Consider the following 26,844-nt stretch of genomic DNA (forward strand, 5'->3'; position numbering starts at 1 on the left):
GTCACTTGAGGGAGAACTGGACGGGGATGTCGACGATCACTCGCACCAGCCGGCCGTGCCGTCCGAGGGCGGGGGAGAAGCGCCACTGACGGACGGCGGCCAGGGCGGCCGCGTCGAGCTCCGGCACCGAGCGGATGATGCGCAGGCTCTCGGGTTCGACGCGCCCATCGATCCCAATGATGATGCGGACCAGGACCAGCCCCTCGATGCCTTGGGAGCGGGCCGGCCGGGGATATTGAGGGAGGACCTGCTGGAGCACGGTGGGCGGACGCGACACCTGCTTCACGTCAACCGCCTCGCCGCCCGAGGCGACTCCCAGCCCCGTGCCAACACCTTCCTTCGCAGCGGAGTTCACGAGGCCCGCGACCACCGCTCCCATCGCTCCGGTTCCCGCCGCGGACTCAGGCTCTTCGAGGGCAGGGGCTTCCTCCTGCGGGGCTTGCTCCACTTCTTCAGGGACGGGCGCCTTCTCCGGCAGGGGCGCTGGCACCTGCGGTGGCGGCTTGAGACGAGCAGGGCGTGCACGGGCCCTGGTCATCACTCGCTGGGGCACTGCCGCTGGCGCGGCAGGGGCCGGGGCCGCCGCAGGGGGCGCCATGAAGGTGAGGAGTACCAACGGCGGGTCCTCGGGAGGTGGCGCTGTCTGCGGGGAGAGGCGGGGAACCCAAAGCACGGCCAAGACCGCCCCGACGTGGACGAACGCGGCGATCATCAAGGCCCATCCCCAGCGCTCCCAGTCGCTCGCCCCAGCCGCATGGCCCATGCGGAAGAGCCCCGCTGCGTCTCTCGCGCCCGCTCTCTGCGCGAGGGCCGGACCCTGGCCGTACGGTTCGAAAGGCGTGATATTGAGAATCGTTCTCAATTTCATTGCTCCCACAAGTATCTTGGGGGAGCGGTTGCGTCAACCCTGCCTGGATCAAAATGGTTGGCGCGGGACGAGGGAGGAAGTCCATGCCTACTGCGAGTGTTCTGATCACCCGAACTTGGGGTGAAGACCTTCAGGGCTTGGGGACAAAGCCGAGCAAGGTCCGGGGGAACTTGTCAGTCACCAGCAGGAAGCCCCGGTCCTCCAGCCGCACCACGCCCTCCCAGTTCCGGGCTGCTTCATTGGAGAGCTGGAGCTGAAGGGGTGGCCTGTCTGTGAGCACGATGCCGCCTGGAGTGACTTGGAGTTCGATGAGCCGTTCCACCTGGGGCTTCTGCGCTTGGGTCGGTCCGGTGCCATACCGGGCCATGAGCGGATCCGGCGCCGGCTTGAAGTGTTTCTGAGTGCCTGGGTAGTTGTAGTTCATCACCCAGAACCGGCCCGTCGCATCCAGCGAGGTGGCATCGGTGATGCGGTACTCGATCGCGGGCAGCGTGAGCTTTCCGGAATGGCCCAACGAGCCATCGAAGCTCTCGGCGGCCGGCGCCGGGTTCACACGGGCCCCATTCGCTTCGTACAGGGCCAGCACCCGGTTCTCGCCTACCACCAGCGCCTCGAAGCCCGCGTTCGATACGTCGGCTGGCAAGGGCAGAACCGCCTGAGGTGAAGCCTCGAGCTTCAGCACGCTCAGATCCGGCGCGATGCGGCCGGTGACCAGGAACGCCTTCCCGGCGAGCCGGTGGGTCTCCACGGTCAGATACGCCTGCTCCCCGGAGAAGCCGAGCGCCTCGTAGCCTTCAAAGCCGGTGATGCGCTTCTCGAGGCCGCCGCTGTCGAACACGATGCAGCGAGGCTCCAGCGGCCCCGTCGCGGTGTGATCGATCCGCGCGAGGAGTTCCGCTTTCGAGACGGTGTAGAGGCAGGCGGGGCCGTCATCCTCCCAGCCGGGATATTGCGGCAGCATGACGAGGTGATCGCCGTACCACGCGAGCCCCGAGAGCTCGGCGTCTTCGCTCTGAAGCGCGCCACCCAGGGGCAGGAGGGTGACGATTTGCTCCGGCGCTGTCCCCCGTAACGCCGGAGGCACATCCGCTAGAGCCACCGGCTGGGAAGAGCTCGAGACACACCCGGCCATGGCCAGGGAGAGAACGAGCGCGCGAACCGTCCAGCGCACCTGGTTTCTGTCTCGTGTCATGTTTCGCCCTGACCCGGTTTCTTCGGTGGCTCAGGCGCGCTCGAAGCGGACCTGCGCACGGCTCATCACGTGCTCCACCACCAGCAGGTGCCACGCCACTTGATCGATGCGCGCCATCTGCTGGGGCTCGGCGCGCAGGGACTGCGCCAGCTCCTCCATCGTCACTCCCGCCGCGGCCGCATGCTCTCGAAGCAGCGCCTCCACGCGCTCGGGAGTCAGGGTGAGCCCGTCCCGCTCGCGGATGGCGGCCAAGGCCAGGCCGATCCTCAGCCGGTTCTCCACTTCGGCGCGGGTCCGTGCGTCGCGAAGCCAGGTCTGGAGCGACTCCTGCTGCTGCTCCGGGGAAAGCTCCAGCTCGCGGACGGTAATGCCCTCGCTGGCGTTCCAGCGCGCGATGATTTCCCGGTCGATGAGCTCGGGAGGAACCTTCACCTCGGTGCGCGCGGCCACCTCGTCCAGCACCCGCTGCTGGGCCAGGAGCCCCAACTGCTGCACCGTCTCTTGCTCCATTTGCTGGTACACGCTGCGCATGGCCTCCGCCAGGGTCGCGCCGCGGCCCAGCGCTTGGAGGAACTCCGGGCTCTCCAGATCGGGGTACGTCACCTGGCGCGCTGCGTGGATTTGAACCATGAAGCGGGCGGGCATGTTGCGCAGCGTCTCGACGGGGTAATCGGCCGGCAACGTGACGTCCACCGCCACGGTCTTGTTGGGGGTGTGGCCAACGAGGGCCTCGTACAACCCGGGGAGCTGGGGCTCGGGCAGCAGGGGCAGCCACACCTCTTTGCGGGCACTGAAAGGCACGAGGCGGCCGTTCGAGAAGCCCACGATGCTCAGCAGCACCTCGTCCTTCCAGGCCACCGGCTCGTTGGGGTACCGGTAGCGCTCGTTGGCGAGCGGTCGCGCCAGCTCGAGGAAGCGCTGCTGGACTTGCTCCGCGGTGAAATCCTTGGGGGCGGGGACCGTGACTTCCAGTCCCTCCAGGGAGGGCGCCTTGGCCCGAGGCAGCTTCGCCTCGGCCAGATCGGGAACAACGAAGCGACTCATGGAAGGCTCCTCCTGGAGGGGGGCAGGGATCCGCCGCCGGCCCTGAGCTTAGCCGTTCTTCTTCGGGAGGAACGCACCGACGAGGGAGGAGACCGCCGAGATCCCCGCGCCCACCTGCGAGACGATGGGGATGTTGGTGGCGGCGGCGACGGAGCCCGCGGCCGAGATGGTGGAGGTCACCTTGGCGCCCGTGGAGGACTTGGGGTCCGCCCAGGTGCGCGCCGCCTGGCCGACGTCCAGCGCCGCCAGACCGATGTTGAGGCCCGGCACGAAGCGGCCGGCCACCTTCGCCGCGGTGCCCGCGCCCTTGGCGCCCGCCTTCACGCCATCCAGCGCCGCGTCGGCCGCCTGGGTCACTTTGGCCGCGTTGCCCGCGCCGCCCGCGGCCTTCTCACCCGACTTGATGACCTTGCCCTCGATCTTCCCGGCCAGCCCGCCCAGGTGCCCCTTGTGCAGCAGCTCCGCCACGGCCATGCCGGCGCCGGCGATCCCGCCCTTGATGGCGCTCTTGTCCTTGAGGACCGAGGCCATCGCGTCCGCGTGGCGCAAGGGCCCGCCCTTGTGAGCGGCCTCGGCGGCCGCGTTGGCCACCGCGCCCGACAGCGGGCCGGCCTTGCCGCCCACCAGGTCCTTGGCCACCTGACCCAGCTTGTCGAAGCTCTTGGCGGAGGAGAAGGCGGCGGCAGTCTCGAGCGCGCCCTTGGTGGTGCCCAGCACGCCGCGCGCCAGGCCCATGGCGTTCTCCGCGATGGCATGGCCGTCACCGCTCTTCACCGCCTGCGCCAGCCCGTTGGCGTTGGTGCCGATGCCGACGACGCCGCCCGCCAGGCCCGCGGCGCCCAGGCCCCGGCCCGCCAGGCCCGTGCCACCGTTGTGGTAGTTCTGGGTCATCGTCTTCCCCGGAGAGAAGAAGTCCTTCGCGTTGAAGGGGGCGGTGGGCGGCTTGACGGTGGTGGCCGGGGGAGGAGACAGCGGCTTGGCCTTGTCCAGCGCAGGCTTGGTGAAGTCCGAGGAGGGCGTGGTGGTGGAGGGCTGGGGACGGGGAGCAACGGGGCTGGAGTTGATCGTGGTCATGGCGGCATCCTCGGAGTGGCGGGGGGCTTGGAAGGGGTGGGAGTCAGTGGCTGACGGACATGAGCATTAGCAGGAGGTGTGCCAACGCCCCCTGCATCCCACAGTGGCCCCCTAACCCAGCCATTTTCCAAGAGAAGCGCTCGAGAGCCACCGGCTTGGGGGGCTTCTGGTTTACTTCCCTGGCGGGCTTCCCGGGACTCCAGTCATCAGCCGAGGCCCCTTTACCGTGGGACTCCAGTCATCGGCTGATGAGTCCAGTCACCAAGCGGGACTCGAGGCGGGTGGCGGGCTCGGCCAGGAAACTGGATACGGCAGAGTGGACATGGGTTGGATGAGCCCTGAGTCTCGCCAGTCATTGGCTCACCCCCGAGGCATCTCTTGAAAACTCTCTCCCGGCACCTGTTCTGGGTGCTCGCGCTGGCGTTGCTCGCGAGCTGCTCTGCGTCTTCTCCCGCCCCTGGCGCTGCCCAGTTCGCTGTCTCCCTCCCCCAGGCCCTCTCCTCCAGCGACGTGACCCGTATTCGGGTGACGGTCTCCGCCTCCGATATGGAGGCCCTCTCCGTCGAGCTCGCCAAATCCAACGGTGCCTGGGGAGGCCTCATCGGCAATCTCCCCGCGGGCGCCAACCGCTCCTTTCTCGCCCAGGCCTTCGACTCCTCCGGCGCGCTCCTCTTCCAGGGCCAGACGTCCGGCGTCTCCATCGCTCCCAACCAGACCACCGCCGTCGCCCTGACCCTCCAACAGGTGTCTGCGCCTCCTCCCTATGGCAACGAGGCTCCCATCATTGACTCCCTCGTCGCCTCGTCGACCTCTGTGCTCACCGGTGGCGCTCTCTCCCTGACGGCCACCGTGCATGATCCCAATCCTGGCGACACCCTCACCCTGAACTGGACAGCCTCCGGCGGCTCCTTCTCTGCGCCTTCCGCTCTGGACACGTCCTGGACGGCGCCTGCTTCCGCGGGCATCCAGACCCTCATCCTCACGGTGACCGACTCCCAGGGGGCTGCTGTCTCTGTCTCCCTGGCGGTCAACGTCTCCAGCGCCTCCACGGGCAACGCCGCCCTGAACATCTCCTTCAACCTCTGGCCCACGGTCTCCCGGGTGTCGGCCTCCCTGAGCCGCCTCGACGCAGGACAGTCCACCACTGTCTCTGTCTTGGCCTCCGATGGGGATGGCGATGGCCTGTCCTACCAGTGGACTTCTTCTTGCCCGGGCACCTGGACGGACGCCTCCTTCAGCACGGCCTCCTTCGTCCCTTCCTCGGTGCCGGCCGGTGCGTGTAACAACTGCCAGCTCACCGTCACCGTCCAGGACAGCCGGGGAGGGCAGACCACGGGCTCCCTCGCCTTGTGCGTCGCTTCCGCTTCCATGGAGCGCTTCCCCCCGCGCATCTCCCATCTCTACCAGTCCGCCACCTCCACCGCTCCGGGCCAGACGGTCACCTTCGAGGTCACCGCCCTGGATCCCCAGGCCAGCTCCCTGACGTTCACGTGGAGCGCTACCACTGGCTCCCTGGGCACACCGGTGAACGGCGCCTCCTCCAGCCACGTCACCTGGACGGCCCCCTCCTGTGCCTCCGGCGGCATGACCCCTGGCATTACCGCCACCGTCACCAACGCCTTCCACCTCTCCGCCACACAGAATTTCCGGGTGGAAGGAGTGCCCGCCTGTCCTTCGGGATGGACCTCGACGCAAGCCATGAGCTTGCCTCGCTACCACCACACGGCGACGCTGCTGCCCAACGGCAAGGTCCTCGTCGCGGGTGGAGTCTTTGTCAGCGCTCATGCGATGGCCGAGGTCTATGACCCGGCCTCGGGCACTTGGAGCGCGACGGGCTCCATGGCCCAGGGTCGTTACATCCACACGGCGACGCTGCTGCCCAATGGCAAGGTCCTCGTCACGGGTGGCTCCAACGGCGTGGCGTCCTTGGCGACGGCGGAGGTGTATGACCCAGCCTCGGGCACCTGGAGCGCGACGGGCCCCATGGCTTCGCCTCGCAGCGAGCACACGGCGACGCTGCTGCCCAATGGCAAGGTCCTCATCGCGGGCGGATACACGAACCCGGGCACCCATTCCTCCAGTTCCCTGGTGACGGCGGAGGTGTACGACCCGGCCTCGGGCACCTGGAGCACGGCCGGCGCCATGGCCACGCCTCGATCCGTCCACACAGCGACGCTGCTGCCCAACGGCAAGGTCCTCGTCACGGGGGGCTCGAACAGCGATTTCCTGGCGACAGCGGAGGTGTACGACCCGGCTTCGGGCACCTGGAGCACGGCCGGCGCCATGGCCTCGCCCCGCCGGTACCACACAGCGGCGCTGTTACCCAACGGCAAGGTTCTCATCGCGGGCGGATACAGCAGCCCCATCTTCGCGACGGCAGAGGTATACGACCCGGTCTCGGGCACCTGGAGCATGACGGGCTCCATGGTCACACCCCGCTACCTCCACACGGTGACGCTGCTGCAAAGCGGCAAGGTGCTCGTCGCGGGGGGAGCCAATGGCCTCAACCACAGGGAAGCGGAGGCATATGACCCGGCTTCAGGCACCTGGAGTGCGGTCCCTTCCATGATCCATGTCCGCCGCAGCCACGCGGCGGCGCTGCTGCAAGACGGCAGGGTTCTCATCTCCGGCGGATATAATGGCGGTGGTTTCCCAGATGCGGAGCTGTACTCACCCTGAAGACATTCAAGCGGGGCAGAGCCGAGGCCGGGCTCTGTGTGGAGGCGGCGGGAATCGAAGGCGTGCTCATCTGCTTGAAAGGACGTGGCCATGCGTTTCCGAACGTGCAGCGCACTCCTGTTTCTCCTCTCGGCCTGCGCCACGACAGAGCCGAGCATCGGAGAACTGGAGGGCCCTGATCCGAGGTTCGCCAACCTTCAGCGGGCGGCGCAGTACCCCTGGACGGATGACGGGCATTGCGTGGTGCGGGAAGCCTCTCACGAATGGCCGATTCTGGCGGAGCGGTGCTTTCACGCTCTCGATCACGACAGGGTCAAGTTTCGGGATGTCGCCGGAAGATGCGCTGTCGCCTCTGCGGGTGCGGCGGCCGTAGGCGTGGGGCTCTGCGTCTTTGTGGCACCCGAGATCATTGTTGGAGCGGTGATCATCGCTGGCGTTGTCGTGGTGGCTGTTGCCATCAAAGGCGAGTTGGATGCATACGAGCGAAGGGCATCTCGTGATCGTGCGAGGACCGAGGCTCAAACACGGCCATCCCATGAGCAGGAGCCCTCGGCGAATCGAAAGCCCAGCCCCAAAAATCAACCCGACCCCGAGAGACGCCCGAAGCCGTTCATTCACCCCAATCCCACTCCGGAGGAACGGGAGGAATGGAGGAAGCGGTGTCTTGACTATTACGTGCGCTGTAGCGAGTTCGTGAAAGGGGATAAGCAGTGGCGCGTCTTCGGGGAGCGCCAGTGTCAATCGTGCTGGTTGCTTTGCGAGCGTACAGGTCAGTGGCCAGCAGAAGCGAACGAGAGACCCTGCCCAGGAGGTGATTGACCGTGAGGCGCACGCGCGAAGACTGGTGGAAGAGCGTCGCTGAGCGACGCGACGATCACTTGATCAAGCTCTTGAAGGCCAAGGCGCCCTGGCCGGACTTCAAGCAGGCGATCCGTGCTCAAGAGGCAGAACTGATCCGGGAGGCGCAGACGCCCGTTGAACGGCGGCACATCCAACAGCTTTCCATGCCGGTGCTGCTGACCGAGGCTTACGCGAGGGGTCTTGAGTGGGACGAATTTGGCCCACTGGTGCGCCGTATTCAGCGGCTCGGCTACGCAGACATGACCCACCGGATCCACGTGGCGTGTCTCTTTGTCCAATCATTGCCCCGTTTTCCAGAGCGAGCCCGGCAAGCGTTCGCCATGCTTGATGGAGTGGAGGGGAGCCTCAAGCGCATCCGCAAGAGTCACTACCTACGTAAAGAAGGGATGGAGGGTATAGCCCATGCGCGCGCTGTGGCGGCAGCCGCTGGCATTTCATCGCCAAAGTAGGTGATCCAGAAGTATGGGACATGGCACCATCTGCGGCTTGCGCCATACGTGCACCATGGATGGAGGAAGCCGCTAACCATCCGTAGCCACGGAGTGAAAAGTGGAAGCGGCGGCAATCGAACCCGCTTCCGCGTGACGAGAAGGCAGGATGGAGTTGGATCAGGCGAGCAGTTGCCGCAGCGCCGGCTCCAGCTGTGGGAAGTGGAAAGTGAAGCCGGACTCGGTGAGCCGCTTCGGCAGCACCCGCTGGCCCTCGAGCGCCACCATCGCCATCTCTCCCATGGCTGCCTTCACCACGAAGCCCGGGATGTGCATCACCGAGGGACGTCCCAGCACGGTCCCCAACGTGTGTGCGAACTCCGCGTTCGAGAGCGGCTCCGGCGAGGTGACGTTGAACGGTCCCTCCAACTCCGGGTGCTCCAGCAGGAAGCGCAGCGCTGCCACTGCGTCCTCCCGGTGGATCCAGCTCACGTACTGCTTGCCAGAGCCTATGCGGCCTCCCGCCCCCATTCGGAAGGGCGGCAGCATCGTGTGCAGCGCTCCGCCCTCGGGATGGAGAATCACCCCCATGCGCGCCACCGCTGTGCGGATGCCCGCCTCACGCGCCCGCAGCGCCTCCGCCTCCCACTCCTGGCACACCCCTGCCAGGAAGTCTTTGCCCGGCGAGTTCTCCTCCGTCAGCACCTCTGCCCCGTGCGTCCCGCCGTAGTAGCCCACCGCTGACGTGGACACGAAGCGCTGCACCGTGCCCGCTCCCTGCATCGCGTCCACCAGCGCCCGCGTCCCCTGCACCCGGCTGTCCCGGATGCGCCGCTTCGCGTCGTGGTTCCAGCGCTGGTTGATCGGCTCTCCCGCCAGGTGGATGACCGCCTGTGCCCCTGCCAGTGACTCGGGCGGTAAGGGCTCGCCTGCCCGGAAGGCTGCTCCCGTCACTCCCTTCGGCAGCCGCTCCAGGGCTTGTTCAACGTTCCGTACAAGGACGTGGACCGTGTGTCCCGCCTCCAACAAACCTTGGACAAGGCGGGGCCCCAGGAAGCCGCTCGCCCCTGTGAGCGCCACCTTCACAGCTGCGGCTCCGCCTTCAAGTCCTTGCCCACCAGCTTGGAGAGGGCTTCGAAGAACGCCTTCCGCTCTGCCTCGTCCAGCTTCCCCGAGTACCGGTACACCACCGCCCCCGCCGCATCCATCAGCATGACCGTGGAGGTCTTCTTGGGCAGCGCCCACGGAGGCCCTCCCAGCGTCCCCTCTAGGTCCACCAGGATGGGCACGCCCACCTTCTTCTCCTCGTCCTTCACGTAGGACAGGGCAATCTGCCGCGCAGGGAAGAAGTTGAACTTCTCCAGGTTGGCCACCGCCACCACCCAGGCCGCCTCCAACAGGCCGTGCTGCTGGCCCTTGGTAAACAGCTCCTCCTTCAGCGCTCCGTTCAGCTGCGTGGAGTCCTTGTCCTCGTAGAACAGGATGACGGGCTTGCCTCGCCACTTCGACAGTGACGCCTGGGCCCCATCCGACCCTTGGAGCGTTGCCTCCAACGGGCTGCTCCCCGAACCTTGGGCAGAGGCCCCCGTCGTGGCCAGAGTCACCGTCAACGCTCCTGTCAGCCAGGCCTTCATGGGGGCTCCTTTGAAAAGGGAACAGCCGAACGAGGTTTGAACAAACATTGGACACAGCCTTGACAAAGAATGTACGCCGACGCTACGTGTAGGGCAAGATGCACACGCGGTGTCGGAGGACGATGCGATGGCTTCTCCCTTCTCCCTGGTGACTGCTCCGCCGCTGCCCGCGGCCCAGCCCCCCCCGATCGCCCCCGATCAGGCGTGGCTGCGGATGGTGCAGACCCAGGTGGAGGCCTCGCTCGCCGAGCTGTTCGAGCTGCCCGATGAAGCCGCCTTCGATCCACGCTGGACCCAGGCCATGGAGCGCACGCGCCAGTACGCCCTGCGGCCGGCCAAGCGGGTGCGCCCCGCGCTCGTCGTGGCCGGGTACAGCCTGGCCCGAGGCTCGCTGAAGGTTCCCGCAGGGCTGTGGCGCTTCGCGGCAGGGCTCGAGTTGCTGCACACCTTCCTCCTCATCCATGACGATGTGGCTGATCAGGCCGAGCTGCGCCGAGGGGGGCCTGCGCTCCACCACCTGCTGGGCGCTGGGCGGGCAGGCGAGGACCTCGCCGTGGTGGTGGGCGACCACCTGTTCTCTCGCTCGCTCGAGGCCATGCTCTCCTCCGAGCTGCGGGGGGCCTCGGCCGCCTCGCGCTACTACCTCGCCGTGTGCCGGCACACCGCCGCCGGCCAGTACCTGGACCTCAGGCTCGCGTCTGCGCCGCTGTCCCAGGTGACGCTCCTCCAGGCGCTGCGCGTGGCCCACCTGAAGACGGCGCGTTACGGCTTCTGCGCCCCGCTCGTCTGCGGCGCCATGCTGGCCGGCGCGGATTCGGAGCTGTGCGAGGCCCTGGAGCGCGTGGGCCGCCATGTGGGGCTCGCCTTCCAGCTGCGCGATGACTTGATCGGCCTGCTCGGCGACGAGCGCGTGGCGGGCAAGGCCGCGGATGGCGACTTCGTGCAGGGCAAGCGCACCGTGCCCGTGCTGGCGGCGTACCTGCGCGCTCCAGCGGCGGCCCGCGAGGAGCTGGAGCGGCTCTGGGCGCTGCCCCCCGAGGCCAAGGATGCGGCGGCGCTGGCCCAGGCTCGCGCGCTGGTGGAGGAGTACGGAGGCCGGGCCGCCTGCGAGCGGCTGGTGGAGCGGGCCTCGCGCACGGGGCGGCGGGCGCTGCAGGCGCTGCCGGACGAGGGCGGCGTGCGGGACTTGCTGGACACTCTCATCACCCGGCTGGCGCACCGCGCGGCCTGAGACAACGAGCGTCGCCATGGAGCAGGGCAAGCCAAAGGCAGTCGTGGTGGGCGCTGGTGTGGGTGGGCTCGCGGCCGCGGCCCGGCTCGCGCGCCAGGGGTTCGATGTTCACCTGTTCGAGAAGACCCACGGGCCCGGCGGGCGCTGCAACCAGCTGCGCGCCGAGGGCTTCACCTGGGACATCGGCCCCACCATCGTGCTCATGCCCGAGGTCTTCGAGGAGACCTTCTCCGCCCTGGGCCGCCGGCTCGAGGACTACCTGACGTTCCACCGCTGCGAGCCCAACTACCGCATCCACTACCGCGACGGCTCTTCCATCACCTTCACCTCCGAGCTCACCGCCATGGGCCGCGAGCTGGAGCGCATCGAGCCCGGCAGCTTCAAGCGCTACCTCGCCTTCCTCGCCCAGGGCCGTGAGCAGTACCGCACCAGCCTTGACCACCTGGTGGGCCGCAACTACTCGGGCGTCCTGGACTACTTCTCGCCCAAGGTGCTGGCCAAGATTTTCAAGGTCCGCGCGCACCGGCGCATGTACGCGGACGTCAGCCGTTTCTTCCAGGACGACCGCCTGCGCGCGGCGATGACGTTTCAGACGATGTACCTGGGCGTCTCCCCGTTCGCCTCGCCCGCCGTGTACGGACTGCTCCCGTTCACCGAGCTGGGCGTGGGCATCTGGTTCCCCCAGGGCGGCCTGTATGCCATTCCCCTCGCGCTGGAGAAGGTGGCGCGCGAGGAGGGCGTGCGGCTCCACTACGGCGAGCCGGTGGAGCGCATCCTCACCGAGGGCGCTCGGGCCACGGGCGTGCGGCTGGCCAGCGGGCGCACCGTGCAGGCGGACCTCGTGCTGTGCAACGCCGACCTGCCGTACGCGTACCAGAAGCTGCTCGAGGGCGCGCCCACCTCGCTGCCGCGCAAGGACAAGCTCCGCTACACCTCCAGCGGCTACATGCTCTACCTGGGCCTGCGTAAGCAGTACCCCGGGCTGGGCCACCACAACGTCGTGTTCGGCCGCGACTACCAGGGCTCGTTCGACGACATCTTCGAGCGCTTCCGCGTTCCGGAGGACCCGAGTTTCTACGTGAACGTGCCCACGCGCACGGATCCCAGCCTCGCGCCTCCAGGACAGGACGCCGTCTACGTCCTCGTCCCTGTCCCGCACCAGAACCCGCACCTGGACTGGAAGGTGGAGGGGCCCAAGGTGCGCGCCAAGGTGTTCCAGCGGCTCGCCGAGCTGGGCTACCCGGACCTGGAGCGCGACACCGTCGTGGAGCGCGTCTTCACCCCGGATGACTGGGCCGCCTCGTACAACCTCATGCACGGCAGCGCGTTCGGGCTGGCGCAGAACTTCTTCCAGATCGGCCCCTTCCGGCCCTCGAACCAGGACGCGCGCGTGAAGAACCTCTTCTTCGTGGGCGCCTCCACCCAGCCAGGCACTGGGCTGCCCACCGTGTTGATCTCCGCGCGGCTGGCCGCGGAGCGCGTGCAGAACTGGGCGAGGCAGGCGGGTCTGGCACAGGCGCTGAGCCGGACGCCCGCGCCCGTCCAGGCAGAGGTGGCCGCATGAAGTCGCACGAGGATCCGCAACTGGTGGCCCAGGGGTACCGGCTCGCCCAGCGCGTGACGCGCGAGCACGCCAAGAGCTTCTATTTCGCCTCGTATTTGCTCTTCGGTGCGCGGCGGAAGGCGGCCTTCGCCCTCTATGCCTTCTGCCGGCGGTTGGATGACATGGTCGACGAGGGTAGCCAGGGCGCCGCGCCGGTGGACCTGAAGGCCCGGCTGGCACGGGCCCGGCAGATGGTGGCCGAGGTCTACCTGCCCATGCCGGAGCTGGCGGCACCGGGGCTCGACTCGCCCGCCGAGCGGCTGATGAGCGCCGAGGCTCAGTCCCCGTGGGATGCGGGCGAGTTCGCCGCGCTCAAGCACGCCGTCTACCACTACCGCATCCCCGAGCAGCCCTTTCAGGACCTCATCTCCGGCATGGAGATGGACCTGACGAAGGACCGCTACGCCACCTACGCCGAGCTGGACCTGTACTGCTACCGGGTGGCGGGCGTGGTGGGGCTGATGCTGACGCCGGTGCTGGGGTGCTCGGATCCGCGCGCGGTCTCGCACGCGGCGGACCTGGGCCGGGCCATGCAGCTCACCAACATCCTGCGCGACGTGCGCGAGGACCTGGAGCGCGGCCGCGTGTACCTGCCCGCCGAAGAGCTGCGCGCCTTCGGGCTGAGCGAGGACGACTTGCGCCGAGGCCAGGTGGACAACCGGTGGCGTGACTTCATGCGCTTTCAGATCTCCCGGGCCCGGGCCCTCTACGCGCGCGCGGGCGCGGGCGTGGACTACATCGAGGGCTTCGGCAGCCGGCGGATGGTGCGGCTGATGGGCGGAATCTACGGGGACATCCTGCGTGTCATCGAAGCGCGGGACTGCGACGTGTTCAGCGAGCGGGCTTGGGTGCCGGGCCGCCGGAAGCTGGCCCTGGCGGCGGCGGCCATGGCCCGGCCCTCGGCGGTGCTCCCGGCGCCCGTGGGGGAAGTGAACCTGCCTCTTCTTCCAACGGGGACTCGGGGATGAGCGACGACAAGGTGAAGACGTTGGAGGTGAGGCGGAGCTCGCGGCTGTCGGGCTTCTACCAGCAGACACCGGAGCGGCGGCGCGCCCGGCTGGTGGAGGCACGCTGGCTGGCCCCCGAGGAGGCCGAGGCCTGTGAGGGACTCGGTGGCTTCGACGAGGCGTGCGCGGACGCCATGGTGGAGAACGTCATCGGCCTGCATGGCCTGCCGCTCGGCGTGGCACTCAACTTCGTGGTGAACGGCAAGGACCGGCTGGTGCCCATGGCCGTGGAGGAGCCCTCCATCATCGCCGCGGCCTCCTACGCGGCCCGGCTGTCCGCCGAGGGCGGCGGCTTCACCGTGGAGGCCGAGCCCCCCATCACCACCGCGCAGGTGCAGCTGCTGGAGGTGCCTCTGCTCGAGAGGGCACGGGAGCAGCTGCTGGCCCGGGCCGAGGAAGTGCTGGCCGAGGCCAACGCGAAGATGCCGGCCATGGTTGCTCGGGGCGGCGGGGCCCGCGAGCTGGAGGTGCGCGTGCTGGACGCCACCACCCTCGTGGTGCACCTGCACGTGGACACGCGCGATGCCATGGGGGCCAACCTCGTCAACTCGCTGGCGGAGGACCTGGCGCCCCTGCTGGCGCTCATCTCCGGCGGCCGGGCGGGGCTGAAGATCCTCACCAACCTGGCGGATCGCCGGAAGGTGAAGGTGCTCACCCGGGTGCCCTCGCGCGCGCTGAGCTCGGAGCGCTTCCCGGATGGCGACGCGGTGCGGGATGCCATCCTCGAGGCCCAGCGCTTCGCGGAGCTGGATGTGTACCGGGCCGTCACCCACAACAAGGGCGTGATGAACGGCGTGGACGCGGTGCTCGTGGCCTGCGGCAACGATTGGCGCGCGGTGGAGGCTGGGGCGCACGCATACGCGGCACGCCAGGGGGGATACCGGCCGCTCACCTCGTGGTGGGGGGGACCGGATGGTGAGCTGTGCGGCTCGCTGGAGCTGCCGCTGGCCACCTCCACGGCCGGCGGTGCGGCGCGTGCGCATCCAGGAGTGCAGCGGGCGCTGAAGCTGGCGGGTGTCTCGGGGGCGGTGGATCTGGCGGGGCTCGCGGCGGCGGCGGGGCTCGCCACCAACCTGTCGGCGCTCAAGGCGCTGTCCACCGAGGGAATCCAGAAGGGACACATGTCGCTGCACGCACGGCGTGTGGCGGCCGAGGCCGGCGCCAGCGGAGAGTTGGTGGGCATCGTCGCGGAGCGGCTGTCGAGCGAGCGCGTGTACCGGCCCGAGCGGGCGCGGGAGCTCCTCGCGGCGGAGGTGGCTCATCGGAAGGGGGTCCGGCGATGAGGCGCACCCGGGTGGCGGTCATCGGCGGTGGCATCGGCGGGCTGACGGCCGCCGGGCTGTTGGCCAAGGAAGGCCATGAGGTGACCCTCTTCGAGAAGGGGGCCACGCTGGGCGGCAAGGCGCAGTCCATCACGATGGAGGGTGTGACGCTGGACACCGGCCCCACGCTGCTGACGCTGCCGGCCCTGGTGCGCGGCACCTTCGAGCGGCTGGACGCGTTGGACTTGCTGCCGCCCTTCACGGAGCTGGAGCCCCAGTGCGTGTACCGCTTCGCGGACGGCTGTGGCTTCACCGCATATAAGGATGTGGAGCGCACGGCGGAGAGCGCCGCCGAGCTGCGCCGCAGCGAGCGCCGGGGCGTCGTCTCCTTCTATGAGGAGGCCGAGGCCATCTACAAGGCGGCGGGCGAGCCGTATCTGGAGGCCCCCTTCGAGGGCATGGCGGGCTTCATGACGCGGGTGGCCCGGCGCGGCGTGGGAGCCGTGCTGGCGGGCATGCGGCTCAACACGCTGCACGAGCTGGCCGAGAAGCACTTCAAGACCGACCACATGCGGCAGTTCGTGGGGCGCTTCGCCACGTACACAGGGGCCTCGCCCTACGAGGCGAGTGCGGCGTTCGCGCTCATCCCGCACATCGAGCGGGCGTACGGCACGCACCATGTCCAGGGAGGCATCGGCGCACTGGTGGAGGCGCTGGGGCGGGCCGTGCAGCGGCTGGGCGTCACCGTGCAGCTGAACGTAGCCGCGTGCTACGAGCGCGAGGCCCGCAGTGGCTACCGCGTGGGCCCCCAGGGCGCGGCGGAGTTCTTCGACAGCGTGGTGGTGAATGCCGATCCGCTGGCGTCGCTCCGGCGCGAGGGAGAGCCGCTGGCGCTGTCCGGCTATGTGCTGCTGCTGGAGGTGGATGGGCGCCCACCCGTGCCTCACCACACCGTGCTCTTCAGCCCCGACTATCGCCGCGAGTTCGAGGAGCTGTTCTCCGGGCGGCTGGCGAATGACCCGACGGTGTACCTCTGCAACCCCTCGGCGACGGACAGCACCGTGGTGCCGCCGGGGCGCACGGGGCTGTTCGCCATGGTGAACGCGCCGCCTCTGCCCACCCAGGGGCCCGAGTCCGAGCGCGCCGCCGCCGCGTGGGAGCTGAACGCCGAGCGCACCAAGGCGCAGATCCTCGAGCGGCTGACCTCTCAGTTCCCGGTGCTCAAGGGCCGCGTGCGAGTCCTGGGGCAGCGCACGCCGGTGGACCTCGCGGCGCAGGGTGCACCCGGGGGCTCCATCTATGGCTTCCTGCCGCATGGGAAGTTCGGCCCGTTCCGCCGTCCGAGGATCCGCGGCAACACGCCAGGTCTGTTCTTCGCGGGCGGAGGCACGCACCCGGGCGGCGGGGTGCCGCTGGTGATGCTCTCCGGGAGCTTCGCCGCGGAGATGGCGTCCGCCCACCTGAAAGGAGCCGTGGCATGAGCGCGCTGCCCGAGCTGCCGTCCCTGCCCTGCGAGCCGGGTGCCTACCGCTGGTACTACGCGGACGTCACCGCAGGCGAGCACAGCGCCGTGTTCATCTTCATGGTGGGCTCGCTGTTCTCCCCGCGCTACTCGGTGGCGGCGCGGCGCGGCGGACTGCCTCGGGAGCACTGCGCGGTGAACTTCGCCCTGTACCACCGGGGCGTGCGGCGGCACTGGGTGCTCAGCGAGTACCCACTCATGGAGCAGGAGTCTCCGCACTGCCTGCGCATCGGCCGCTCGACGATTCGTTACGAGGGCGGCGGGGTTCGCATGGAGGTGGATGAGCGCACGGCGCCCTGGGGCCGGCCGGTGCGGGCACGCCTGATGCTGGAGCCGATGACCCCTTTGGGGGATGAGGTACAGCTGGTGCCGGGCCTGCCGCACTGGTGGCAGCCGATGGCGCCTCGGTCCCGGGCCTGGTTGCAGGTGGACTCCGAGGGCCTGGAGGCCGAGGGGCTGGGCTACCACGACACCAACCACGGCGGAGAGCAGCTGGGCGCCCGGCTGAGCGGGTGGCACTGGTCGCGCACACACGGTGAGCACGAGACGGTGGTGGACTACGTGCTGCCCTCCGGTGTGGCTCCGGTGCGCGTGACGGCCGGAGCCGAAGGCCTCCACTGCGAGCGCGGGGGTGGCACCGAGGTCCTGCCTACGGAGCGCACGGCCTGGGGGCTGCGCGTGCCTCGGCACCTGCGCGCGGGGAACACGGTGGTGGGCGAGCCCCGGCTGCTGGAGTCCTCGCCCTTCTATGCGCGGGTGGAGGCGCGCCACGCCGGGCTGGACACGCTGGGCGAGGTGGCGGACTTCCGCCGCTTCCACTCGCCGTTGATTCGCTGGATGGCGCACTTCCGCACGCGGGTGGAGGGAGCGCCATGAGCCCATGGGTGATGCTGGGGCTGGGCTGGGCCACGATGGCCACGGGCTTCAGCGCGGTGGCGCTGGGCAGGCTGCTGCGGACCCGCCGCGCGCCGGTGGCGAGCACGCGAGTCCCGGTGCTGCTGCTCCGGCCGGTGGATGCTCCCACGGCGCGGGAGCTGGAGAACCTGGCGCGCCCGGTGGACTACGCGGGTGCGCTGGAGCAGGTGGTGGTGTCTCCGTTCCGGCCTCCGCTGGCGCCCGAGGTGCGGTGGCTGCCGAGCGATCCGCCCACGCCGAACCGCAAGGTGGGGCACCTGCTGTACGCGCTGGAGGTGTTGCCCACGCAGGGAAGGGTGGTGCTGGCGGTGGACGCGGACGTGGAGGTGACGGGAGCGCTGGTGGAGTCGCTGGCCGCGCCAGTGGCTGCGGGAGCGGCGCTGAGCACGGCGGCCCCCACACCGGTGGGTGTGCGCGGCGTGGTGGCCTGGGCCGTGGCGGGGCTGCTGCGGCACAGCCACCACAGCTTCCGCGCGTTGCATGCGATGAGCGCGGGGGCCAAGGCCGTGTGTGGCAAGGCGCTCGGGCTGTCTCCCGTGGCGGTGGAGGAGCTGCGCGGACTGGGAGACCACATTGGGGAGGACCTCGAGCTGGCCAAGCGGCTGCACGCCCGTGGCGCCGAGGTGGCCCTGGCCGAGGAGCCCGCACGGGTGCCCCTGGAGCCCATGCACTCCTGGCGGCCAGCGCTGGAGCGATTCACCCGGTGGATGCAGGTGTTGGCGAGCCACCGGCCAGGGCTGTACCCCACGGTGCCGCTGCTGTTCACTCCGACGCTCCCCTTGGGAGCGCTGGCGCTGGTGTTGGGCTCGTGGGAGCTGGGGATGGCGACAGGAATCCTGGGAGGCGTTCGCACGCTCCTGTCATGGCGGCTCACGGCGCTCACAAGGTCCGAAGGTTCGCGGGACTTCGCCACCGCGACAGGGGCCTGGCTGTTGGGGGAGGCGTTGCTGCTGGCGGCGTTCCTGCGCTCCCTGGGGCAGGCGGGCACCGTCACCTGGCGCGGGCGCACCTACGCGCTCGAGCCGGGCGGGCGGATGACGCCCGTGTGGCCCGAGCTCAGCGGAGGTCCGGGATGACGTACGCGCGCTTCCTCGGGCTGTTCGTGGTCCTGCCCATCCTCTTCCTGGTGGTGCGCTACCGGAAGACGCTCACGGCCCGCGCCCTGGCGCCGCTGGGACTGCTGCTCATCGTCGTCTACGCCGCCACCTCGCCCTGGGACAACCTGGCGGTGAAGTGGGGCCTGTGGGGCTTCGACCCGGAGCGCATCTGGGGCATCAAGCTCGGGTACCTGCCGCTGGAGGAGTACCTCTTCTTCGGGCTGCAGACGCTGCTGGTGGGCTTGTGGGCGCGCGCGCGCCTGGCCCGGGTGGTGCCCCCATGAGCGAGCTGATGGAGTCGCGCTGGGCCTACCTCATCCACCTCGTGGCGTGGGCGCTGCCCGTCATCCTCGTGCAGCTGGCGGCCCTGGTGCACCACTATAAGGAGCGCTCGGGCGCGGTGCTCAAGGCCGTGCTGCCGCCTGCCTTCATCGTCGGCACCTACCTCTCGCTGGCGGACCACCTGGCCATCTCCGCCGGCATCTGGAACTTCGGCGAGGGCAAGCACCTGGGCGTCTACGTGGGCGCGGTGCCCCTGGAGGAGGTGCTCTTCTTCCTGATGACGAGCCTGCTCGTCTCGTTGGGAGTGGCCCTGTTCACGGCGGTGCTGCGGCGGAAGGAGGCGGAGGCGCCGTGATTCAGGCGGCCAAAGGAGGCCCGCTGGGCTGGTTGTGGGATCGGTACGTGGGCTGGAAGTTCCGGTCCGCCTTCCGAGGCCTGTGGGTGCGGGGCACGCTGCCCACGGGGGACGGGGCCCGGCTCGTCTACGTGAACCACACCAACTGGTGGGACGGCTTCGTGCTGCACCAGCTCGGGCAGGTGGCGGGGTGGGACGCGTACTGCCTCATGGAGGAGAAGAACCTGCGCCGCTACCGCTTCCTGTCCCGCATCGGCGCCTTCAGCATCCGCCCGGGCGAGCCGGACTCCGCCCTGGAGTCCCTGCGCTACGCGCGCCAGCTGCTGCGCCAGCCCCGCGCCGCCGTGTGCCTCTTTCCCGAGGGCGAGCTGCGTCCCTTTGGCGTGGTGCCCATGCGGCTGCAGCGCGGCGTGGAGCTGCTGGCCCGCGCGGGCAAGGCGGAGTGTGTGCCGGTGGCCCTTCGCTACACCTTCTTCGAGCACGAGCGGCCGGATGTGCTCGTGGAGGTGGGCACGCCCCATGCGGCGGGCCCGCTGGAGCTGTTCCAGCAGCGCCTGGAGGCCGTGGTGGACCGGGTGGCGATGGCCTCCGACCTCGAGGGCTTCACCCAGCAGGTGCGCGGCGGCACCGGCGTGGCCGAGCGCTGGGACGCGGTGAGGGGAGTGCGGGCATGACGCTGCGCATCCGCACCATCGCCCGGCTCACCGGCATCCGCGAGGCCACCCTGCGCGCCTGGGAGCGCCGCCACGGCTTCCCCCGCCCCAGCCGCAGCGAGCACAACAATTACCGCTCCTACTCGCGCGAGGAGGTGGAGAACATCCGCCGCGTGGCCAAGCTCATCGCTGACGGGCTCTCCGTGAGCGAGGCCATTGCCCAGGTGCAGGCCACCCCCGTGCAGGCGCTGCCTCGCGGCGAGCGCCTCTCCGAGCGCTTCTGGTCCGCGGTGATGATGATGGACGCGGAAGCCGTACGCCGCGTGCTGGACGAGGCGCAGGCCTCCATGGAGGTGGAAGTCTACTGCAACGGCTTCCTCATGCCGCTCTTGCGCGAGATGGGGATGCGGCTGGACGTCGCCCGCGAGCACATGGCTTCGGCGCTCATCCGCCAGCGGCTCATCGGCCTGCTCAACGCGGAGGAGCCGCGGACCGGCGGGCCGCACGTGGTGCTGGCCTGCCCCGCGCAGGATCACCACGAGGGTGGGCTGCTCGCACTGGGACTGCAGCTCAAGCGCCGCGGCTGGCGGGTGACGATGCTGGGCGCGGACACTCCGGCCGAGGCACTTCACAGCGCGTGCGCGCAATTGTCACCAGAGATGGTGGCGCTCTCCTTCGTCCGCCGCAGGGAGCCCGAGGAGCTGGCCACGGTGCTGGGCGAGGCGGTGCGCGCCTGCGCCCCGGCGCGTGTGGTGGTGGGCGGACCGGGCGCTCGTGAGCATTTGAAGACCATTTTTTCGTTGGGCGCGCAGTATGCTGAGTCCGCCGATGAGCTGCTGGCCTTGTGGCAACAGGCTCGCGGTGTACAGACTCGGACCTGAGCCCCATGAATGCCTGAGCGTACCTACCGCATTCACATCGCCTCCGCGCTCTCCGGCGTCCGCGTGGAGCTGATCCGCGCCTGGGAGCGCCGCTACGGCTTTCCGCGCCCTCAGCGCACCTCCTCGGGCTACCGCGTCTACACCCAGCAGGACGTGGCGTTGCTCAAGCAGCTCAAGCAGCTCACCGAGGAGGGGGTGGCCATCCGCGAGGCGATGAAGATGCTGCCTCAGCTCCAGCGGAAGGTCGCCGAGATGGGCGAGGCGCCCCTGAGCGAGGTGAGCGTCACGAGTCTGGAGAGCTGGCGCTCGGCGCTGATCGCCGCGGCCGAGGCGCATGATCAGGTGCGGGTGGGCGCCGTGCTGGACGAGGTGCTGAGCGCGCTGCCCCCGCTCAAGGCCTTCGACGAGGTGCTCGCGCCAGTGCAGCGCGAGGTGGGCGACCGCTGGCACGCGGGCCGGATGACGGTGGTGCAGGAGCACCTCGTCTCCGAGGTGGTGCGCGCCCGGCTGGTGGGCCTGCTGCACGCCGCGCCCGAGAACGAGGCGGCCCAGCACGCTGTGCTCGCGTGCTTCCCGGAGGAGCTGCACGAGCTGGGCTTGCTGGGCTTGGCGCTGCGGCTGCGGCATGCGGGCCGGCGGGTGACGCTGCTGGGACAGCGCGTGCCGCCAGCGGACCTCGGGAAGCTGGTGGCCAAGCTCCGGCCGGACCTCGTGGGGCTGTCCGCGGTGACGAACTCGGGCTCGGACTCCTTCGAGGCCGCGCTGAAGCAGCTGCTCGAGGCGCTCCCGCGCGGAGTCCTCATCTGGGTGGGCGGTGCCTCGGCGATGGCCCATGCGGACATCTGCGAGCGGCTGGGAGCCCGCGTCTTTCGCACCGGCGACGACTGGGCCGCGCTGCTATAATCCCCCTGCTTCCATGACCGACTTCATCGAAGTCCACGACGGCGCGCTGGAGCCTCAGCTCTGCCGCGACATCATCCAGCGCTTCAACCAGAGCCCTCACGTGCACCGGGGACGCACGGGGCATGGCGTGGACGTGTCCAAGAAGGACAGCTATGACTTGACCCTCAACGTCGTCCCCGAGTGGGAGCCCACGCTGCGGCTCCTGCTGGACAAGTCCTTCCCGCCGCTGCGCAGCTACCTGCGCAAGTACCTCTACACGCTCATTGGCGCCCTCTCTCCCTCCATCAAGGATCCGAAGACAGGCCAGCTGGTGACGCTCAACGAGCAGAACTTCGCGCAGCTGGGCGACCCGCGCCTCGACGCGCTCGTGGGTAACTTCTACCGCTACGGTGTCCTCAACGTGCAGAAGTACGTGAAGGGCTCCGGCGGCTACCCGCATTGGCACTCGGAGATCTACCCGAAGGATGCCGACTGCGAGCAGCTGCACCGCGTGCTGGCGTTCCAGTTCTACTTGAACGACATCTCCGAGGGCGGTGAGACGGAGTTCTACTACCAGCAGCGCAAGGTGGAGTCGAAGGAGGGCCGCATGGTCATCTTCCCCGCCGGCTTCACGCACACCCACCGCGGCAACGTCCCGCGCTCCGATGACAAGTACATCATCACCTCGTGGGTGCTCTTCCACCGCGCGGACCACATCTACCGGAACACCCCGCCGCCTCCGCGCTGAGCTCCGACTGATCCAAAGATCAGTCATTGGATGAACATGTGAAATTATACTGGGGATGTATTAAATACGGGGCGCATGGGAAGAGGATGGAGCAGCGGGCTCATGCTCCTGCTGGTGGGGTGGGCCGGCTGCACCCCCGCTCCGCAGACGCCACTGGTGATGGGAACCGTCCCTTGGGTGGGCACGGAGCCGTTCTTCCTGGCGCGAGAGCTGGGGCTGTACCCGGGCCCCGTTCATCTTGTGGAGTACCTCAGCAGCGAGCAGCAGCTCCGCGCCTTCCAGAATGGCGTCGTCGACGCGGCGAACGTGACGCTGGATGAGGTGCTCAACCTGGATCGGCTGGGGCAGCGGGTGCAGGTGGTGCTGGTGCTGGACGCCTCGAATGGCGCGGACTGTGTGATGGCGCGGCCCGAGGTGTCCTCTCTGGCGGATCTCCGAGGCCGGAAGGTGGCCTCCGAGGCTGTGACGCTTCCCACGTACATGCTCGCGCGAGCGCTGGAGCAGGTGGGCCTCCAGCTCCAGGACATTCGGCGAGAGCCCTGGCCCCTGGCGGAGCTCACCGCGGCGCTGCGCAAGGACGAGGTGGATGCGGTGGTGGCGTTCGAGCCCTACTGCCATCAACTGGAGGCCGAGGGTGCCCGGAAGCTCTTCGACAGCTCGCAGATCCCCGGGGAAATCATTGATGTGCTGGCGGTCCGCAAGAGCTCCTTGGAGGACCACCCGGAACAGGTGGATGCGCTGATTCGAGGCTGGCTCTCCGCGCTCCAGGTTCTCCAGGAGCGCCCCGCGGAGGCGGCGCGGCGGATGGGGCCTCGCGTGGATCTGGATGAGCGCGCGTTCCTGGAGGCGCTCGAGGGGGTACATCACCCGAGCCTCGAGGAGCAGCGGCTCCAGCTCATGAGCGAGCGGCCCCTCTTGCAGGACACCATCGAGCGCATGGGCGCCATCATGGTCCAGGAGCAGGTGCTCCCCGCGCTGCCGGACTCGCGCCTCCTCATCGACACCGCGCCGCTGCGCCGGGTGGCGCCATGAGTTTGCCGGCTCCGCGGTGGCTCCGGGAGCTCATCCTCCCGATGCTGCTGCTGCTCGTGTACACCGCCTGCTTCGGCCTCTACTCCCTGCACCACGAGACGGTCGAGGCGGTGGCGCACGCCCGGAGGGAAACCCTCCGCAAGGTGGCCGAGGAGATGACGCAGCTCCAGTCCAGCTTGGACTACCTGCTGCACGCGGGGAACCTGGCGGCGGTGCGCGAGTCCGTGTCGAGCCAGGGCCACAATGTGCAGCTCCAGATGGGACTGCTCGTGGATGATCAGCAGCAGGTGCTGGCCTCCACCCGGCTGGTGCTGGTGGGCCGTCCGGCGCGCGAGGCCTGGCCGGAGCTGGAGCTGCCGGAGAACGTCCGCCGGAGGCAGGAAGCCCTGGAGCACCTCACCGGCGTGGTCGAGATCAGCGCCGACGGGCGGTACATCATCGGCTACTACCCCGTGTCCCTGAGCTTCGGCCAGCCGAGGCGCATGGGCTATCTCTTCTTCCAGCATGACTTGACGCAGCTGGAGAGCGCCAGTCGCTACTACGCGGAGCGCTCCGTGCTGCGCTCCACGCTGCTGCTGCTGGTGATTGCTGGGGCCACGGGGCTGGGGGTTCAGCTCCTGCTGGGGCGGCGCATTCAGCGGCTGGTGGCGGCCACGCAAGGCATGGCGGAGCAGATCGGCCGCAGCCACCAGAAGCTCCAGGAGAATGAGCATCGCTTCCAGACGCTGGTGGAGCGCACCCCGGACGCCGTCTTCGTCCACCGCGAGGGGCGCATCGTCTTCCTCAACCCCGCGGCGGGCGCGCTGGTGGGGCACGAGCGGGTGGAGGCGCTCGTGGGCCGGAACCTGGCGGAGCTCGTACAGCCCGGCGACGAGGAGGTGCTCACCGGCCCGGTGGAGGCGCAGGGGGTGCGCGAGGTGCTCTGGCTCCACGCCTCGGGACAGCAGGTGCTGGGCGAGGCCGTCACCTTTCCCCTGGTGTTCGAGGGCCAGCCCGCCCGCGTCTCCATCGTGCGGGACGTCACCGAGCGCAAGCACCTGCGGGAGAAGCTGCAGACGGCCGACCGCATGGCCGCCATCGGCTCGCTGGCGGCGGGCGTGGCGCATGAAATCAACAACCCGCTGTCCTTCACCCTGAGCAACGTGCGCTTCATCCGCGATGAGCTGAAGTCGCTCCTGGAGGAGGGCAGGGTGCAGGAGCAGGAGCGGCTGAAGGAGGTGCTCGACGCATCGGAGGAGGCGCTCACGGGCGCGGACAGGGTCAGCGAGATTGTCACGGACTTGCGGAGGTTCACGCGAGGCGATGATGGCAAGAAGGCGCCGGTCAACCTCCACGCGGTGCTGGACTTGTGCGGCAGCATTGCCCGGAGCCAGCTCCGCCACCGCGCGCAGCTGGTGAAGGTGTACGGAGAGCTGCCGCCGGTGCAGGGCAGCGAGTCCCGGCTCGGGCAGCTCTTCCTCAACCTCATCATCAACGCCGCGCAGGCCATCCCCGAGGGCGGGGACGCCAAGGTCCACGAGGTGCGGCTCACCACGTGGCGCGAGGGCGCGGACCAGGTGGTGGTGGAGGTGAGGGACACGGGCGTGGGGATTCCGCCCGAGCACCTGCGCCGGCTGTTCGATCCCTTCTTCACCACGAAGCCCGCGGGCGTGGGCACGGGGTTGGGCCTGTCCATCTGCCATGGCATCGTGAAGGGGATGGGCGGCCGCATCACCGTGGAGAGCGAGCCGGGGCGGGGAACCGCGTTCCGGGTGTTCCTCCCCATTGGGGAGCCCGAGGCGGCGCCGGGCCCATAGCGGAGGAGCACGCGCGTGGCTGGAGTGGACACGATGGATCGCATCACCCCCACGCTGCGGCCGGACGAGCGGCCTGTCATGTATCAGCGCTGGCGGACGCTGCTGTTCCTTCACTGGGAGGTGCCGGCCGAGGAGCTGGCGCGGCTGCTGCCGCCAGGGCTGACGCTGGATACCTTCGAGGGCCGGGCCTTCGTGGGGCTGGTGCCCTTCACCATGCAGGGCGTGCGGCCCGCGCTGCTGCCGCCGTTCCCCCCGCTGTCCAACTTCCACGAGACGAACGTGCGCACGTACGTGCACCGCGAGGGGAAGGACCCGGGCGTGTGGTTCTTCAGCCTGGATGCGGCCAACCGCATCGCCGTGAAGCTGGCGCGGACGTGGTTCCGGTTGCCCTACCACTTCGACACGATGGAGCTGAAGCGCGAGGGCTCATGGATTTCCTACCGCTCCGAGCGCCATTGGCCCGAGCCCGTGCCGGGCCGCTGCGCGGTGCGGTGCTCACCGGGCTCGGAGGTGAGCACTTCAACGCCGGGCACGCTGCAGCACTTCCTGGTGGAGCGCTACTTCCTCTACACGGTGCACAGCGGAGGGCTGTGGCGAGGCCAGGTGCACCATGCGCCGTACCCGGTGCGCGGCGCGCAGGTGGAGGGGCTGGATGAATCGCTCCTGGCGGCCGCCGGGATTGCACGGCCGCCAGGAGCCCCCCTGGCTCATTTCTCGGATGGCGTGGACGTGGACGTGTTCCGCCTCAAGCGCGCCTGAGCCCGCTCACGGAGCGCACGCGCCGCAGTCCGCCGCGCAGCTGTCGTACTGGCTGCCGTTGCCGCACTTCTCGGTGAACTGGCACGTGCCATCACCGCAGCGGTAGATGTCCACGGGGCGGACGCGCGTGGTCAGCGGCTTGTACGTCACCCCGTTGTACGTGCAGGACACGTAGTACGTCTTCGTCGCGTCCAGCGTGCAGTACTCCTGGCACGAGCCCACATGCGCCATGGGCGCGCAGTCCGCGCTCTGCCCCGACCAGGTGAGCCCACAGGCGCGCGAGGTGCTCTCGGACGTCTTCAGGAACGGCCGGTCGATGGCGGCGAAGATGCCCTCGCTGGTGAAGGTGTTGCCGAAGAAGCAGGCCTCGGTCTCCGAGAAGAGGGCCAGCTCCGAGCTGGTGTACGGAATCTCCGCGTTCGTCGCGCCGCGCCCCAGCACGGACACGTTGACGTTGAGGCCGAACTTGTTGGTGTGGGCCGCCAGGCACGCGGTGATGATCTGCTGCTCGGCCACCGTGGGCTGCAGGCCCGAGGCCCAGCCCGGCGTCAGCCCGAGCAGGCCGTACCACGTGTACGTCTGCCCCGTCACCAGGCTCGTATAGGTGCGGCTCTGGCCCTGGGGCACCGCGCACATGACGATGTACTTCATCACCGTGGCGCGCAGCGTCCGGTCCATCTCGAACCAGTCCTTGAACGTGCCCGTCATCAAGCCGTTGGTGGACAGGCCGTTGGTGGACAGGCCGTTGGTGGACAGGCCGTTGGTGGACAGGCCGTTGGTGGACAGGCCGTTGGTGGACAGGCCCATCAGTGCCATCTCCTCCGCGGTGGCCATCGCCGACTCCTGCGTGGCCAGCGACTCCTGCTGCTCGAAGCTCTCGCCCTCCTCCACACCGCATCCGGTGGCGCTTCCCAGACAGAGCACCACAGCGAAGAACGACGCCACGACAGGATTGCTGTGCTGCTGTACCGCCAAGCCACGACGAACGGAGAAGGACGTCTGATTCATGGCACCACCCCCGCGGAAGAGCGGCTGTGGA

Annotated in this window: 25 protein-coding genes; 18 read left to right on the forward strand and 7 right to left on the reverse strand. The window is 69.1% G+C overall.

All coding sequences use genetic code 11. The features are described 5' to 3' along the window. Nucleotide 1: 1 nt before the first annotated feature. The 4 genes from DB31_RS45920 to DB31_RS44525 form a co-directional block, all read right to left on the reverse strand. The gene (locus DB31_RS45920) at nt 2-763 is read right to left on the reverse strand and encodes an energy transducer TonB (RefSeq protein ID WP_083968051.1); all 762 of its coding nucleotides are present in this window, start codon (nt 761-763) and stop codon (nt 2-4) included. A gap of 235 nt (nt 764-998) precedes the next feature. Then, nucleotides 999-2,060, reverse strand: a complete 1,062-nt coding sequence (locus tag DB31_RS05060) for a hypothetical protein (RefSeq protein ID WP_157231836.1) — start codon at nt 2,058-2,060, stop codon at nt 999-1,001. Nucleotides 2,061-2,090: 30 nt separating this feature from the next. Further along, complete coding sequence (locus DB31_RS05065) at nt 2,091-3,104, reverse strand: trigger factor (protein WP_044183041.1); 1,014 nt, start codon at nt 3,102-3,104, stop codon at nt 2,091-2,093. 48 nt (nt 3,105-3,152) lie between these two features. After that, the gene (locus tag DB31_RS44525) at nt 3,153-4,178 is read right to left on the reverse strand and encodes a hypothetical protein (RefSeq protein WP_052419725.1); all 1,026 of its coding nucleotides are present in this window, start codon (nt 4,176-4,178) and stop codon (nt 3,153-3,155) included. 378 nt (nt 4,179-4,556) lie between these two features. Between DB31_RS44525 and DB31_RS05075 the strand changes: the two genes are divergently transcribed. Both DB31_RS05075 and DB31_RS05080 read left to right on the forward strand, forming a co-directional pair. Beyond that, entirely contained in the window at nt 4,557-6,857 is a 2,301-nt protein-coding gene (locus DB31_RS05075) for a Kelch repeat-containing protein (protein ID WP_044183043.1), read from the forward strand. Between the two features lie 821 nt (nt 6,858-7,678). Further along, nucleotides 7,679-8,167: a hypothetical protein gene (locus tag DB31_RS05080; protein WP_240486532.1), complete on the forward strand. Its 489-nt coding sequence runs from the start codon at nt 7,679-7,681 to the stop codon at nt 8,165-8,167. Nucleotides 8,168-8,326: 159 nt separating this feature from the next. On the opposite strand, the gene DB31_RS05085 is transcribed toward DB31_RS05080, so the two are convergent. Together DB31_RS05085 and DB31_RS05090 are read right to left on the reverse strand one after the other, a co-directional pair. After that, nucleotides 8,327-9,232: a TIGR01777 family oxidoreductase gene (locus DB31_RS05085; RefSeq protein WP_044183045.1), complete on the reverse strand. Its 906-nt coding sequence runs from the start codon at nt 9,230-9,232 to the stop codon at nt 8,327-8,329. After that, complete coding sequence (locus tag DB31_RS05090; RefSeq protein ID WP_044183048.1) at nt 9,229-9,780, reverse strand: hypothetical protein; 552 nt, start codon at nt 9,778-9,780, stop codon at nt 9,229-9,231. Before DB31_RS05090 ends, DB31_RS05085 begins: the two co-directional genes overlap by 4 nt. 127 nt (nt 9,781-9,907) lie before the next feature. Here DB31_RS05090 and DB31_RS05095 point away from each other — a divergent pair, with 127 nt between their 5' ends. The 16 genes from DB31_RS05095 (at nt 9,908) to DB31_RS05170 (ending at nt 25,805) form a co-directional block, all read left to right on the forward strand. Beyond that, nucleotides 9,908-11,011: a polyprenyl synthetase family protein gene (locus DB31_RS05095; protein ID WP_044183052.1), complete on the forward strand. Its 1,104-nt coding sequence runs from the start codon at nt 9,908-9,910 to the stop codon at nt 11,009-11,011. A 16-nt stretch (nt 11,012-11,027) separates the two neighbouring features. Further along, on the forward strand, nt 11,028-12,575 hold the full coding sequence (locus tag DB31_RS05100; protein ID WP_044183055.1) for a phytoene desaturase family protein: 1,548 nt from the start codon (nt 11,028-11,030) through the stop codon (nt 12,573-12,575). Further along, on the forward strand, nt 12,572-13,582 hold the full coding sequence (locus DB31_RS05105; protein ID WP_044183059.1) for a phytoene/squalene synthase family protein: 1,011 nt from the start codon (nt 12,572-12,574) through the stop codon (nt 13,580-13,582). The genes DB31_RS05100 and DB31_RS05105 overlap by 4 nt, the downstream gene beginning before the upstream one ends. Further along, entirely contained in the window at nt 13,579-14,904 is a 1,326-nt protein-coding gene (locus DB31_RS05110) for a hydroxymethylglutaryl-CoA reductase, degradative (RefSeq protein ID WP_044183062.1), read from the forward strand. The genes DB31_RS05105 and DB31_RS05110 overlap by 4 nt, the downstream gene beginning before the upstream one ends. Continuing rightward, complete coding sequence (locus DB31_RS05115; RefSeq protein ID WP_044183065.1) at nt 14,901-16,364, forward strand: phytoene desaturase family protein; 1,464 nt, start codon at nt 14,901-14,903, stop codon at nt 16,362-16,364. Before DB31_RS05110 ends, DB31_RS05115 begins: the two co-directional genes overlap by 4 nt. Continuing rightward, complete coding sequence (locus DB31_RS05120; protein ID WP_044183068.1) at nt 16,361-17,281, forward strand: hydroxyneurosporene synthase (CrtC); 921 nt, start codon at nt 16,361-16,363, stop codon at nt 17,279-17,281. Before DB31_RS05115 ends, DB31_RS05120 begins: the two co-directional genes overlap by 4 nt. Further along, entirely contained in the window at nt 17,278-18,396 is a 1,119-nt protein-coding gene (locus DB31_RS05125) for a glycosyltransferase family 2 protein (RefSeq protein ID WP_044183071.1), read from the forward strand. Before DB31_RS05120 ends, DB31_RS05125 begins: the two co-directional genes overlap by 4 nt. Further along, the gene (locus DB31_RS05130) at nt 18,393-18,701 is read left to right on the forward strand and encodes a lycopene cyclase domain-containing protein (RefSeq protein ID WP_044183074.1); all 309 of its coding nucleotides are present in this window, start codon (nt 18,393-18,395) and stop codon (nt 18,699-18,701) included. Before DB31_RS05125 ends, DB31_RS05130 begins: the two co-directional genes overlap by 4 nt. Before the next feature lie 5 nt (nt 18,702-18,706). Beyond that, a complete protein-coding gene (locus DB31_RS05135; RefSeq protein WP_044183927.1) occupies nt 18,707-19,054 on the forward strand; it encodes a lycopene cyclase domain-containing protein in 348 nt (115 codons plus the stop codon). After that, the gene (locus DB31_RS05140) at nt 19,051-19,728 is read left to right on the forward strand and encodes a lysophospholipid acyltransferase family protein (RefSeq protein WP_044183076.1); all 678 of its coding nucleotides are present in this window, start codon (nt 19,051-19,053) and stop codon (nt 19,726-19,728) included. Before DB31_RS05135 ends, DB31_RS05140 begins: the two co-directional genes overlap by 4 nt. Continuing rightward, nucleotides 19,725-20,588 carry a MerR family transcriptional regulator gene (locus DB31_RS05145; protein ID WP_044183079.1) on the forward strand — a complete coding sequence of 288 codons (864 nt, stop codon included), beginning with the start codon at nt 19,725-19,727 and terminating at the stop codon, nt 20,586-20,588. Before DB31_RS05140 ends, DB31_RS05145 begins: the two co-directional genes overlap by 4 nt. Before the next feature lie 9 nt (nt 20,589-20,597). Beyond that, the gene (locus DB31_RS05150) at nt 20,598-21,491 is read left to right on the forward strand and encodes a MerR family transcriptional regulator (RefSeq protein WP_044183081.1); all 894 of its coding nucleotides are present in this window, start codon (nt 20,598-20,600) and stop codon (nt 21,489-21,491) included. A 13-nt stretch (nt 21,492-21,504) separates the two neighbouring features. Continuing rightward, nucleotides 21,505-22,218 carry a 2OG-Fe(II) oxygenase gene (locus DB31_RS05155; protein WP_044183084.1) on the forward strand — a complete coding sequence of 238 codons (714 nt, stop codon included), beginning with the start codon at nt 21,505-21,507 and terminating at the stop codon, nt 22,216-22,218. A 102-nt stretch (nt 22,219-22,320) separates the two neighbouring features. Continuing rightward, on the forward strand, nt 22,321-23,250 hold the full coding sequence (locus tag DB31_RS05160; RefSeq protein WP_052419726.1) for an ABC transporter substrate-binding protein: 930 nt from the start codon (nt 22,321-22,323) through the stop codon (nt 23,248-23,250). After that, nucleotides 23,247-25,046: a two-component system sensor histidine kinase NtrB gene (locus DB31_RS05165; RefSeq protein WP_157231837.1), complete on the forward strand. Its 1,800-nt coding sequence runs from the start codon at nt 23,247-23,249 to the stop codon at nt 25,044-25,046. The genes DB31_RS05160 and DB31_RS05165 overlap by 4 nt, the downstream gene beginning before the upstream one ends. Before the next feature lie 15 nt (nt 25,047-25,061). Continuing rightward, nucleotides 25,062-25,805, forward strand: coding sequence for a YqjF family protein (locus tag DB31_RS05170; RefSeq protein ID WP_240486534.1), 744 nt, complete (start codon nt 25,062-25,064; stop codon nt 25,803-25,805). Nucleotides 25,806-25,811: 6 nt separating this feature from the next. Here DB31_RS05170 and DB31_RS05175 read toward each other — a convergent pair whose 3' ends face one another. Next, nucleotides 25,812-26,813, reverse strand: coding sequence for a hypothetical protein (locus DB31_RS05175; protein ID WP_083968052.1), 1,002 nt, complete (start codon nt 26,811-26,813; stop codon nt 25,812-25,814). Nucleotides 26,814-26,844: the final 31 nt, after the last annotated feature.

It is taken from the genome of Hyalangium minutum, from assembly GCF_000737315.1.
Classification (GTDB): domain Bacteria; phylum Myxococcota; class Myxococcia; order Myxococcales; family Myxococcaceae; genus Hyalangium; species Hyalangium minutum.